This is a genomic window from Micromonospora sp. DT31 (assembly GCF_049841795.1).
Taxonomy (GTDB): Bacteria; Actinomycetota; Actinomycetes; order Mycobacteriales; family Micromonosporaceae; genus Micromonospora.
Window position 1 is genome coordinate 393553 of record NZ_JBNCKZ010000002.1, and the last position, 12294, is coordinate 405846.

Sequence of the window (12294 nt, forward strand, 5' to 3'; positions counted from 1 at the left end):
CCACCGCCCCCGCCCCCCCCACACGCCCCCCGCCCCGCCGCGGGCGGCCCCCCCCCGGCGCGGCGGCCCGCCGCCACCGTGGGTGCGATCCGTGAGGTCCGCCGGTCAGCCCTTGATGTACGGCTTGCCGTCGGCAGCCGGCGCCCGGACCTTGCCGACCAGCCCGGCCACCGCCAGGATCGTCGCCAGGTAGGGCAGCATCGCCAGGAACTGGCTCGGGATGCTGCTGCCGATCGCGCCGAGGTAGGTGGCGAGCTGGTCGGCGAAGCCGAAGAACAGCGCCGCGAGCAGCGCACCGGTCGGGCTCCACCGGCCGAAGATCAGCGCCGCCAGGGCGATGAAGCCCTTGCCGCCGATCATGTTCTTGGTGAACGAGTAGAGAGCCAACGTGTACGACGCGCCACCGATCCCGGCGACCATGCCGGCGAGGATGACGTTGCGGTAGCGCAGCCGCAGCACCTTCACGCCGAGCGTGTCGGCGGCGGTCGGGTGCTCACCCACCGCCCGGGTCCGCAGGCCCCACCGGGTCCGGGTCAGCGCCAGGTGGATGACAAGCACCAGCAGCAGGCCCAGGTAGAGGAAGATGTTGCCGCGGAACAACGCCGGACCGATCAGCGGGAGGTCCGACAGCGACGGGATCTCCCAACCACCGAAGATCGGGAGCGTCAGCGACGGGAACTCCCAGTTGCCGAACCGGGGCGCGCTGTTGTACTTCTCGGCGTCACTCTGCATCAGCCGCTCGTAGAGGAAGCCGGTGATGCCGACCGCCAGCAGGTTGAGCACGATGCCCATGACCACCTGGTCGACCAGGTAGCGGATGGAGAACACGGCCAGCAGCACCGAGATGGACGCGCCGCCGATCGCGGCGGCCACCAGGCCCACCCAGACGCTGCCGGACATGCTGCCGAACAGCGCGCCGGAGAAGGCGCCCATCAGGAGCTGGCCCTCGATTGCCACGTTGACCACGCCGGAACGCTCGCACAGCACACCGGCCAACGCGCCGAAGATCAGCGGCAGGGCGAGGATGAACGTGCCCCGGACCACGTTGACGAGCGGCATGAAGTTGCGGCCCTCGGGGGCTGCGGACACCTGCCAGCACAGGAAGCTCAGCACGAACGCGACCAGGCCGGCACCGAGCAGCAGCGCGAACCAGCGCTTGGGCGCACCGGCCAGCAACGCGGCGCCGACCGCGATGGTGATCACCCCGAACAGGATCGCGCCGAAGGTGCCGTTGATCTCCAGGGCGGCACCGCCCTCGGTCTCGCTGAGCGTGAACCGCGCGTGCTGGTCGGTCGCGAGCGCGCCGAACAGCACCGCCGCGAGCACACCGAGCGCCAGCAGAGCCACACCGATCTTGCGGTTGCGCGTCCAGAAACCCTCGTCGACCGCGGTGACGGCGACCTCGGGGACAGCCGTGGTGGACATGCTCACCAGCCCTTCGCGAGGCTCGTCTGCAACCGGGCGGCACGGGCCGCCCGGAGCTGGAAGATCGTCTTCACCAGGGCGGGCGCGGCGATGAAGATGACGATGAGCGCCTGCAGCACCGTGACCAGTTCCAGCGAGATCCCGGAGTACGACTGCATCCGGTTGCCGCCGGCCTGGAGCGCGCCGAACAGCAGCGCGGCCAGCAGCACGCCCCACGGCTTCACCCGGCCGAGCAACGCGACCAGGATGCCGTCGAAGCCGATCTGCGCGATCACCAGCGGGGTGAGCGCGTTGGCGGTGGTACCGAGCACCATCGTCGAGCCGCCGAGGCCGGCCAGCATGCCGGCCGTCGCCATCACCAGGACGTACGTCCTGGTCACGCTGATGCCGGCGGTGCGGGCGGCGTCCGGGTTGGCACCCACCGCGCGCAGTTCGAAGCCGAGCGTGGAGCGGTTGAGCAGCCAGGCGATGAACCAGGTGGCCAGCACCGCCAGCAGGATGCCGGCGTGCACCCGCAGGTCGGCGCCGAACAGCCGGGGCAACTGGGCCGAGGAGTCGACAGGCCTGCTGATCGCGTCCGCCCGGCTCGGGTTCTGCACCCCGCTCTGGACGATGATCCAGGACAGGAAGTAGACCGCCACGTAGTTGAGCATGATCGTGTTGATCACCTCGTGGGCGCCGGCGCGGGCCTTGAGGATGCCGGGGATGAAGCCCCACAGCGCACCGCCGAGCGCGCCGGCGATCAGCGCCACCAGCAGGTGCACCAGGGGCGGCAGCGGCAGCGCGAAACCGGCCACGGCGGCCAGGATGACGCCGATGGTCGCCTGACCCTGGGCGCCGATGTTGAACAGGCCGCCGCGGAACGCCAGCGCCACCGACAGGCCGGTGAAGACCAGCGGCGCGGTGTAGGTGAGCGTCTCCGAGATCGGGCTCATCGCGGCGGTGAAACCGACCGCGTCCGGGTCGAAGACCGCGCCCTTGAACAGGTTGGCGTACGCCTCGCTGACCACGGTCCAGCTCGCGTCGAGCGCGTCGGTGGGGCGGGCGGTGATGTAGCTGTAGGTGGCGAGCACCTCCGGGTCGGACACGATGATCAGCACCGCGCCCACCACCATGGCCAGCACCACCGCGAGCGCGGTCACCATGACCGTGTTGGCGGCCCAGAAGTTCTCCAGGAAGAGCCTGCCCATGCTCGGGGCGGGCTCCGGCGCCGTGGCGGTGGCGGGCACCGTCTGCTCGCGGTCGCCGGCCGGCTGCGTCGGCGTGGCCCGGGCCTCGGTGAGTGACTCCTGCGCCTCGGTCGCCGGTTCCTTGTCCGGCGATCCCGAGACGGGGTTCGGGTTGGTCATGCCTTGTCCTCGTTGCCAGGGCCGTCAGCGGTCGGGGTGTCGGCGTCCGGGGCTGCGGCCTCCGGGGTGATGCCCGCCATCAGCAGGCCGATCTCCTCGCGCGGGGTGTCCGGGCCCACGATGCCGATGATCCGACCCCGGTACATCACCGCGATCCGGTCGGCCAGGCCGATCACCTCGTCCAGCTCGCTGGAAACCACCACGACGGCGGTGCCGATGTCCCGCTCGCGGATCACCCGGCTGTGGATGAACTCGATCGAACCGACGTCCACGCCCCGGGTCGGCTGGGCGGCGATGAGGAGCTTCAGCGGGCGGGACAGCTCCCGCGCCACGATCACCTTCTGCTGGTTGCCGCCGGAGAGCGTGCCGACCGCCGCGTCGGCCGAGGAGGTGCGGATGTCGAACTGCGCGATCCGCTCCCCCGCCGACGTCGCGATGGCGTCCGGCTTCAGCGACAGGCCCTTGCCGAACGGCGGCCGGTCGTAGATGTCCAGCACCAGGTTCTCCGCCACGGAGAACTCCTTGACCAGACCGTCGACGCTGCGGTCCTCCGGCACGTAGCCGACACCGGCGTGCAGCACCTTCTTGGTCGACCAGCCGTGCACCGACTCGCCGTCGAGGCTGACCGTGCCGGCGAGCGTCGGGCGCAGGCCCATGATCGCCTCGATCAGCTCGGTCTGGCCGTTGCCCTGCACGCCCGCGACGCCCAGCACCTCACCGGCGTGCACGGTCAGGTCCACGCCGTCGACCGCGCGTACCTGCCGGTCGTCGTCGACCACCAGGCCGGCGACCTCCAGGATCGGCCTGCCGGGCCGGGCCGGGTTCTTGTCCACGGTCAGCCGTACGCTGCGTCCCACCATCAGCGCGGCCAGCTCGTCGCGGCTGGCGCTCGGCTCGGCGGTGCCGACCGTCCTCCCGCGCCGGATCACCGTGATCCGGTCGGCGATGGCCTTCACCTCGCCCAGCTTGTGGGTGATGAACACGATCGACTTGCCGGCGGCCTTGAGCGACCGCATGACCGTGAGCAGTTCCTCGGTCTCCTGCGGGGTGAGCACGGCCGTCGGCTCGTCCAGGATCAGCAGGTCGACGTCGCGGGTCAGCGCCTTGACGATCTCCACTCGCTGTTGGAGGCCGACCGGCAGGTTCTCGATCACCGCGTCCGGGTCGACCCGCAGGTTGTACCGCTCGGAGACCTCGGCGACCTCGCGCCGGGCCCGCCGACGGTCGAGGACGCCGAGCGGCCCCTTGACCTGCTCGGCGCCGAGCATCACGTTCTCGGCCACGGTGAACACCGGCACCAGCATGAAGTGCTGGTGCACCATGCCGATCCCGGCGGCGATCGCGTCCGACGGGCCCTTCAGCTTCAGCGGCGTGCCGTCGACCAGGATTTCGCCCTCGTCGGGCTGGTAGAGCCCGTAGAGCACGTTCATCAGGGTCGACTTGCCGGCGCCGTTCTCGCCGAGCAGGGCGTGGATCTCTCCAGGCTCCACCGTCAGATCGATGTGGTCGTTGGCGACCAGGTCACCGAACCGTTTGGTGATGCCGCGCAGTTCGAGTCTCAGCGCAACCTCCTGGAGTGCGAGCGATGGTGCAGCGTAGCGACCGCTGCGCCGCCACCGCGCCGGGTGGGGGGGGTATCGGGGGTGTGTTCACGGTGACCGGCCGCCCCGCGGCGTGAGGTCGGAACCCCGTGCGCCCGGGACGGCCGGATCGTCATACCTGGTGCTCGCCGGCCCCCGCTGCCGATGATCGCACTGCGGCGGCCGGCGGGGCGGTCACTTGGTCGGCTGGGCCTTCGACGTGACGGTGATGGCGCCGGAGGCGATCTCCGACTTGATCGTCTCGACCTCGGCCTTCAGGTCCGTCGGGACCTTGCTGTCGAAGTCGTGGTACTTCGCGATCGAGACGCCGTCGTTGTCCAGCGTGCCCACGAAGCCCGGCTTGGCCTGGAGCTTCTCGCCGGCGGCGGCCTTCAGCACGGCCTCCTTGACCGCACCTGGGATGTTCTTGACCACGGTGGTCAGGATCGCGGAGCAGTCCGGGGTGCTCTCGCAGCCGTCGATGTCCACCCAGACGACCGAGTACTTGCCGCCCGAGGCCTTGGCGGCGGCGGTGGTGCCGAGACCGGCGCCACCGGCGACCGGCATCACGATGTCGGCGCCCTGGGCGACCAGCGCGTCGGAAACCTTCTTGCCCTCGTCCTGCTTCTCGAACGAGTTCGAGAAGGAGCCCTTCTGGGCGGCCTTGTCCCAACCCAGGACCTGGACGTTCTTGCTCTTGGTCTTGTTGTAGTACGCCACGCCGTCGGCGAAGCCGTCCATGAAGATGGTGACCGGCGCGATCGGAACGGCGCCGTAGGTGCCCACCTTGCCGGTCTTGGACATCCCGGCGGCCAGGTAGCCGGCCTGGAACGCGGCCTGCGCGGTGTCGAACTGCATCGGGTAGACGTTGCTGACACCCGGGTTGGCGTCGACGACCCCGAACTGCTGGTTCGGGTTCTTCTCACCCGCCGCCTTGACCGCGTCCGACATCAGGCCGCCGACGGCCAGGATGAAGTCGCACTTCTGGTTGACGAACCCGGTCAGGTTGACCTCGTAGTCCGCCTCGGCCTTCGACTGGACGTTCTTGATGTCGATGTTGCTGTTCTCGTCCTTCGCCTGCTGAAGACCCTTCCAGGCCGAGGCGTTGAAGGACTTGTCGTCGATGCCGCCGACGTCGGTCACCATGCAGGCGCTGTACTTCTTGCCGCCGTCGCCGGCGTTGTTGTCGTCATCGGGAGCCTCACCACATGCGGTGGCGCCCAGTACGAGGCCACCTGCCACGAAGGCGGAGGCGATCCGCATCCCACGCACAGAGCGCAAGACGTCTCCTTCCCATTGCCCACCGCGCATACGCGACGGGCAGCCCTTGCGCCGGCCTGCGGAGTGCCGCCGGCGTCCCACGTTACGGACGGGAGCGTACGCGCGCGCCCACCCACCGGCCGCCAATCGTGCACGACTGTTGAACGTCCGTTATCCCGACGTAACCCGGGGGTGCGGCAGATCACTAATCGTGCTGGTAAACCGGTGTGCAGGTGTCGCGAACGTCCGTTTGCTCAGGTCTTACGGTTGACTGGCGGCTTAGCGCCAGAACACCGCGACTGCCGCGTTGACCAGGGTCAAACCGACGATCGCGAGGAAGTGACCGCGGTTCACGGACTCCCGCTTACGGGAGAAGAAGACCATGACAAAGATCAGCAGCGCGAGCACCAACTTGGTAACAAGCTTCGCGGGGTGCGGCTCGTCGCCGTCGCGCAGCGGCGCGGACAGCCCGATGCCGGTGACGACCTGGATCACCGAACCCCACAGCATGGCCGCGTTGATCCGCAGCCGGCCGGTGACGTACTGGGCGATCCCGCCGCCGAGCAGCAGCGCGAAGCCGATCAGATGGACGTAGAGAAGAATCAGTCGAAGAGCTTCCACGCGAACCATCCTCCCTCATCAACGACGCTTCGTAGTAGTGACCCCGCCGACCTGCTGTCATACCGTGACCTCGCCCGGCGGCCGGCGGCCGGCGGCCGCCGGCCGCCGGGCGCGCCGCTCACCCCAGCCGCCAGACCTGGAACGTGGGGCCGTCGCCGGAGACGGTCACCGTGCCGTCGGCGTCCGGACGCAGCGCGGGCGCGCCCCCGTAGACGTTCTCGCCGGCCGGCAGCCCGGTCAGCCGCACCGGGGCGCCGGGCGCACGCCGGGCCAGCACCAGCACCGTCCCGGTCGGCGCCTCCCGCAGGAAGACGAGCGTGTCCGGGTCCGCGTGCACCCACCGCAGGCCGCCGTCCCGCAGCGCCGGCTCCCCGCGACGCAACGCCAGCAGCGACCGGTACGCGTCGAACGTGCGCATGTCCCAGTCCTGCGGCCGGTGCCACGGCATCGGGGTACGCGAACCCTCCCCGTTCGTGCCGGTCAGACCCAGTTCGTCCCCGGCGAAGACCACGGGTGTGCCGGGCATGGTGGCGAGCAGTCCGGCGGCCACCTCCTGCCGGTCCGCGTCGCCCACCACGGTGCGGATCCGGGCCGAGTCGTGCGAGCCGAGCAGCTGCCACGAGTGGGTGTACGACCGCCAGGACACCAGCGACCGGTAGGTGTTCATGGTGGCGAGCACCGCGTTCGCGTCCCGCCGCCGCACCCCGCCCGGGGTGCCGAGGAAGTTCGGCACCGGGTCGTCGCCGTGCCGCAGCCAGGACCACACCGGGTCGGTGAAACCGACGTAGTTCATCGTGCCGTGCCAGCCGTCGCGGTCCAGGTCACCTGTGTGGTCGTGACCGTGCTCGGCGAGCAGCAGGCCGTCCGGGCGGATCTGCGCCACCGCCTCGCGCAGCAGCCGCGCCACCTCGTGGGTGTACGCGTCCGCGCCCCGCCGCCCGGTCATGTTCGCCACGTCGACCCGCCAGCCGTCCAGCCCGTACGGCGGGCGCAGCCAGCGGCGCACCAGCGAGTCCTCGGCGGTGGCGAAGCGGCGGCGCAGTTCCGCGCTGCCCCAGTTGAGCTTCGGCAGCGACTTCACGCCGTTCCACGACTCGTAGTCCCCGCCGTCCAGGTCGAAGTAGTACAGCTCCCGTTCCGGCGCGGCCACGTCGGCCACGGCGGCGGTGAACCAGTGGTGGGCGTCGCCGGTGTGGTTGCTGGTGATGTCGCCGAGCAGCCGCCAACCCCGGGCGTGCACCGCGTCGGAGAGCCGGGCCAGCGCCGCGTCCCCGCCGAGCAGCGGGTCGACGGTGTCGAAGCTCGACGCGTCGTACCTGTGGTTGGAGCGGGCCGGGAAGATCGGCGTGAGGTAGACGGTGTTGACCCCGAGCCGGTCCAGGTGGTCCAGGTGGGCGGTGACGCCGTCGAGGTCGCCGCCGTAGAACTGGCGGGGGGTCTGCGGGCCGTGACCGATCACCGGGGTGTCCCAGTCGCATCCGACGGCCCAGTCCGGCAGGGTGCGCCCGTCGGCGGCGGCCGAGCGGGCGAACCGGTCCGGGAAGATCTGGTAGATCACCGCGTCCCGCGCCCAGGCCGGCGGCGGGGCGTAGCTGACCAGCTTGAAGTCGCCGTGGTCGGGCACGTCGTGGTCGGCCAGGCCGGCCGCGTTCAGCCAGCGGCCGCCGGCGTCGCCGTCAAGCAGGAACCGGTAGTTGCTGACCGGGTTGCGGACCTCGACGTCGGCCCGCCACCACACCTCACCGTCCGCGGTGCGGTCGATCCGCGCCTCGGCGAAGCGCGGCTCCCCGTCGCCCGTGGTGCGTACGTGCACCTGGTGGACACCGGCGTCGGCCGGGACCCGGACGAGGACGGGAACGATCTGGCCGAGCGCGGGTTCCTGCTCGGGCACGTAGGTGGCGGAGCCGTCGTGGTGGGGCTGGAGGGACATGATGCGGCCTTTCGCGTCGTACCGACAGAGAGTGGGCGGGCGACCGCCGCGGTCGGTCTCCCGACCACGGCGGTCCCGCCCGCAAACCGCTCCGGTGCACGCCGACACGACGCCCTTGCCGCAGCGTGAGCCGAGGAGGCTCAGCCCTTGACCGCTCCGGAGGTGAGCCCGGAGACGATGTAGCGCTGGAGCAGTTGGAACACCAGCACCGTGGGGATCGCGGTGAGCAGGGTGCCCGCCGCGAACATCCCGAAGTTGTTGTTGCGCTCGCCGGCCACCAGGCCGTACATGCCGACCGCGAGGGTCTTGGCCTCGGGCTCGGTGAGGAACACGTTGGCGATGATGAACTCGTTGATCGACCCGATGAACGCGAGCAGACCGGTCACCGCCAGGATCGGCGCCACCAGCGGCAGCATGATCCGGAAGAAGATCTGCACGTGCGAGGCCCCGTCCATGGTCGCCGACTCGTCCAGTTCCTTCGGCAGGGTGTCGAAGAAACCCTTCATCAACCAGGTGTTCGCGCCCAGCGCGCCGCCCATGTAGAGCAGGAACAGACCCCACGGGGTGTTGAACCCGATCGACGGGTACAGGTCGGTGAGCGTGGTGAAGATCAGGAAAATCGCCACGATCGCCAGGAACTGCGGGAACATCTGGATCAACAGCAGCGCGAGCAGGCCGACCCGGCGGCCGGCGAAGCGCATCCGGGAGAACGCGTACGCCGCCAGCGACGACAGGAAGATCGACGCGAAGCTGGCCACGCCCGCCAGCAGCAGCGAGTTGAGGAACCAGTGGCCGAACGCGGTGTTGTCGAACAGGTTGGTGAAGTTCTCCAGCGACATCCCGGTCGGCAGCAACTCCGTGGAGGACAGCGTGCCCAGGGGGTTGAACGCCGCCGAGATCACGAACAGGATCGGGAAGAGGCTGAAGGCGACCGCCAGCACCCCGACCACGTGTCGCCAGCCCACCTGGGCGAACCAGCGGCGACGCGAGCGGCGGGCCGGGTTGCGCCCGACCCGGCGGTTCCCGGCCGCCGGGGTTTCCGCGATGCTTGTCACGAGTACACCTCCTCCTGCTGGCGGGTCCGCCGGAAGCTGATCGCCGACACCGTCGCCACGATCGCGAAGATGAAGATCGAGACGGTGGCGGCCAGGCCGAACTCGGCGCCCTGGGCGCCGAACGCGAGCCGGTACGTGTAGGTGATCAGCAGGTCGGTGGCCCCGTTCCTCGGGTTGTCCGGCGCGAACGGACCACCTTCGGTGGTGAACAGGATCGCGTTGACGTTGTTGAAGTTGAACGCGAACGACGCGATCAGCAGCGGCGAGAGCGCGACCAGCAGCAGTGGCAGGGTGACCGCCCGGAACGACTGCCAGGGCGACGCGCCGTCGACCGAGGTGGCCTCGGTCAGTTCCCGGGGGATGGCCTGCAACGCGCCGGTGGCGACCAGGAACATGTACGGGTAGCCGAGCCACGACTGCACCAGCAGCACCGCGATCCGGGCCGACCAGGAGCCGCCGAACCAGTCGACGTTCAACCCGAACAGGTTGTTGAGCAGGCCGAAGTCGGTGTTGAACATGTCCCGCCAGATCAGCAGCATCGCGAACGACGGCATGGCGTACGGCAGGATCAGCAGCACCCGGTAGAGGTTGGTGCCCCGCATCCGGGGTGAGTGCAACGCCAGCGCGATGGCCATGCCGAGCAGGAACGTCAGCCCGGTGGAGCCGATCGCGAAGGCGAAGTTCCAGGCCAGCGTGCCGAAGAACGGCCCGGAGATGTTCGGGTCGGTGAGCACGGTGGCGAAGTTCTTCAGGCCGACGTTCACCTTCCAGCCCTGGGTGAGCCGCTCGCCGTCGGCGGCGACGAAGGAGCCGGTCTGCTCGTCGGCGACCCAGGTCTTGCCGGTCTCGTTGTCCTTGATGCAGTCGCACCCGGCGTCGTAGGCGCGGGCGGCCTTGCCCTCGTAGGCCCGGGTGAGGCCGTTGGAGCGGATGGCGCCGTCGTCGGTGGGCACGATCAGCGCGGTGACGGCGTCGCTGCGACCGCTGGCCTGGCCGATGTTCAGCACGGTGTAGCCGTCCGCGGCGGTGATCTTGCCGCTGAGGCTGCTGACCGTGACGTCGGCCGCGTCGAGCGTGCGCAGCCCGTCGGCGTCCCCGGCGAAGACCTCCTTGGTCTTCGGGTCGCTGAGCAGGAAGACGAGGGCGCCGCTCGCCGGGTCGCCCTTGGTGGCGACGGTGAGGGCGTACTCGGTCGAGCCGGGGACCTGCTTCACCGAGGAGGTCTGGATGGCGACGATCGCGTCGTCCTTGCTGCCGCGGTGACCGTCGCCGAAGTTCGTGAACGCGGTGCTCGCCGTGTAGAGCACCGGGAAGACCTGGAAGGCGATCAGGAACAGCGTGCCGGGGACCAGGTATTTGCCCGGGATGTGCCGGCGGGTCAGGTAGAGGTAGAACAGCCCGGCGGTGGTGGCCACCAGGATGCCCAGCCCGATCCACTGCTCGGCGTCGATGAGCGGGAACGCCGCCCAGATCGCGATCCCGGCCACCAGGCCGAGCAGGAGCACCTTGACGACCAGGCCGGTCGCGGTGATCGGCGCGTCGTGCCGCGCGGTACGGGATGTGCGCGGGAGCCCTGGCTGAACGGGCTCCCGGCCCGGGGTCCCTGTGGACCCCGGGCCGGACAGCGGCGCGTTCATTACTTGATCTGACCCTGGATGGTCTTGCCGGCGGACGTGATCGTCTTGGCCGGGTCGGCCCCGCCGATGATGGCGGCCTCGGCCTTGCCGAACGGGTCCCAGATCGCGGCCATGGCCGGGATCGCCGGGAGCGCCTGGCCGTTCTTGCCGGCCTCGGAGAACTTCGCCAGGTCCGGGTCCTCGCCCTTGACCTGGTCGAACGCGGCGGTCAGCGCCGGCGGGCGCGGCTCGGCCTTGTACAGCGCGACGGCCAGCTCGGGCTTGGTCACGTAGTTGGTGACGAACTCCTGGGCCAGGGCCTTGTTCTTGCCCTTGGCGGCGACGTAGAACGCCTGGACGCCCACGAACGGCTGGGCCTCCTTGGCGCCGGCGAAGCCGGGGACCGGGGAGATGTCGTAGGAGATGTTGGCCTTCTTGGCGTCGGCGACGGCCCACGGGCCGGACACCAGGTAGGCGCATTTCTTGCTGGTGAAGGTGGAGATGGCGTTCTCCGGGGTGATGGAACGCTTCAGCGCGCCGTCGCCCTTCTCACCGAGCTTCGCGATCTTCTGGAACGCGGCGATCGACTCCGGCTTGCCCACGCCCAGGTCCTTCGGGTCGTAGTCGCCGTTGGCGGTGGTGCCGAACAGGTAGCCGCCGCCGGAGGTGTACAGCGGGTAGATGTGGTACGCGTCGCCGTTCTGGCCGGACTGGAGGCAGAGGATCTCGCTGGCCTTCTTCTCGGCCTTGAGCTTCTTGCCGGCGGCGACCAGGTCCTCGATCGTCTTCGGCGCCTCGGGGGCCAGCTCGGTGTTGCGGATCAGCGCCACGTTCTCGGTGGCGTAGGGCACGCCGTAGAGCTGGCCGTTGAAGGTGACGGCCTTGATCGCGGTCTCGTTGAAGCCGGACTTCTGCTCGGCGGGGAGCTGCACCGGGTCGATGGCGCCGTTCTGCACCATGTTGCCGATCCAGTCGTGCGCGCCGACCACGACGTCCGGGCCGCTGCCCTGCTGGGAGGCGGTGACGAAGTTGGTCTGCAGGTCCTTGGAGACGGCCTGGACCTCGACGGTCACGCCGTTCTCCTTGCCGAACTCCTCGGCGAACGGCTTGAGGGCGGCGGTGCGCTTGTCGTCGGCCCAGATGACCAGCTTGCCACCGGTCGCCTTGGCGGACTCGCCGGCGGCCGGCTCGTCGCTGCCGCTGTCACCACAGCCGGACGCGGCGAGCGCCAGGCCGAGGACGGCGACCACACCCGCGGTACGGATGCGCATCGGTACTCCTGTCGTCATGGCGGCCCGCCGGGGGAATGGCGGTCGCCAGTGGGAACCTCTGAAAAATCTTGCTGCCCGGCGCCCGGGTGCTGCGCCGCTGCTCTCGCGTGTTGCGGGGACGTTAGCAAGAGGTTGCAGAGGATGGAAGGGCTTGCAGAAGTGTACGCAAGACTTTGCCGTTGGGCTA

General features: G+C 69.8%; 9 protein-coding genes. All 9 read right to left on the minus strand.

The features are described 5' to 3' along the window. Positions 1-105: 105 nt before the first annotated feature. The 9 genes from ACLQ2X_RS05705 to ACLQ2X_RS05745 all read right to left on the minus strand — a co-directional run bounded on the left by ACLQ2X_RS05705 (position 106) and on the right by ACLQ2X_RS05745 (position 12107). Positions 106-1425 (minus strand): ABC transporter permease, encoded by a 1320-nt coding sequence (locus ACLQ2X_RS05705; RefSeq protein ID WP_425679864.1) that lies wholly within the window; start codon positions 1423-1425, stop codon positions 106-108. Between the two features lie 2 nt (positions 1426-1427). After that, positions 1428-2615 carry an ABC transporter permease gene (locus tag ACLQ2X_RS05710; protein ID WP_425680024.1) on the minus strand — a complete coding sequence of 396 codons (1188 nt, stop codon included), beginning with the start codon at positions 2613-2615 and terminating at the stop codon, positions 1428-1430. Positions 2616-2770: 155 nt separating this feature from the next. Further along, positions 2771-4336, minus strand: a complete 1566-nt coding sequence (locus ACLQ2X_RS05715; protein ID WP_425680025.1) for an ABC transporter ATP-binding protein — start codon at positions 4334-4336, stop codon at positions 2771-2773. A gap of 213 nt (positions 4337-4549) precedes the next feature. Next, positions 4550-5617: a BMP family lipoprotein gene (locus ACLQ2X_RS05720; RefSeq protein WP_425680026.1), complete on the minus strand. Its 1068-nt coding sequence runs from the start codon at positions 5615-5617 to the stop codon at positions 4550-4552. A 276-nt stretch (positions 5618-5893) separates the two neighbouring features. Further along, positions 5894-6235 carry a hypothetical protein gene (locus ACLQ2X_RS05725; protein ID WP_425679865.1) on the minus strand — a complete coding sequence of 114 codons (342 nt, stop codon included), beginning with the start codon at positions 6233-6235 and terminating at the stop codon, positions 5894-5896. A 118-nt stretch (positions 6236-6353) separates the two neighbouring features. Next, a complete protein-coding gene (locus ACLQ2X_RS05730; protein WP_425679866.1) occupies positions 6354-8165 on the minus strand; it encodes a glycoside hydrolase family 13 protein in 1812 nt (603 codons plus the stop codon). Positions 8166-8305: 140 nt separating this feature from the next. Beyond that, positions 8306-9220 carry a sugar ABC transporter permease gene (locus ACLQ2X_RS05735; RefSeq protein ID WP_425679867.1) on the minus strand — a complete coding sequence of 305 codons (915 nt, stop codon included), beginning with the start codon at positions 9218-9220 and terminating at the stop codon, positions 8306-8308. Next, positions 9217-10857 (minus strand): ABC transporter permease subunit, encoded by a 1641-nt coding sequence (locus ACLQ2X_RS05740; RefSeq protein WP_425679868.1) that lies wholly within the window; start codon positions 10855-10857, stop codon positions 9217-9219. The genes ACLQ2X_RS05735 and ACLQ2X_RS05740 overlap by 4 nt, the downstream gene beginning before the upstream one ends. Continuing rightward, positions 10857-12107 carry a sugar ABC transporter substrate-binding protein gene (locus tag ACLQ2X_RS05745; protein ID WP_425679869.1) on the minus strand — a complete coding sequence of 417 codons (1251 nt, stop codon included), beginning with the start codon at positions 12105-12107 and terminating at the stop codon, positions 10857-10859. Before ACLQ2X_RS05745 ends, ACLQ2X_RS05740 begins: the two co-directional genes overlap by 1 nt. Positions 12108-12294: the final 187 nt, after the last annotated feature.

What these genes read in the sequence shown, in the direction of transcription:
- ACLQ2X_RS05730 (WP_425679866.1), bottom strand. Translation starts at nt 8,165, where the DNA reads ATGTCCCTCCAGCCCCACCACGACGGCTCCGCCACCTACGTGCCCGAG.
- ACLQ2X_RS05740 (WP_425679868.1), bottom strand. Translation starts at nt 10,857, where the DNA reads ATGAACGCGCCGCTGTCCGGCCCGGGGTCCACAGGGACCCCGGGCCGG.
- ACLQ2X_RS05710 (WP_425680024.1), bottom strand. Translation starts at nt 2,615, where the DNA reads ATGGGCAGGCTCTTCCTGGAGAACTTCTGGGCCGCCAACACGGTCATG.
- ACLQ2X_RS05720 (WP_425680026.1), bottom strand. Translation starts at nt 5,617, where the DNA reads ATGCGGATCGCCTCCGCCTTCGTGGCAGGTGGCCTCGTACTGGGCGCC.
- ACLQ2X_RS05705 (WP_425679864.1), bottom strand. Translation starts at nt 1,425, where the DNA reads ATGTCCACCACGGCTGTCCCCGAGGTCGCCGTCACCGCGGTCGACGAG.
- ACLQ2X_RS05745 (WP_425679869.1), bottom strand. Translation starts at nt 12,107, where the DNA reads ATGCGCATCCGTACCGCGGGTGTGGTCGCCGTCCTCGGCCTGGCGCTC.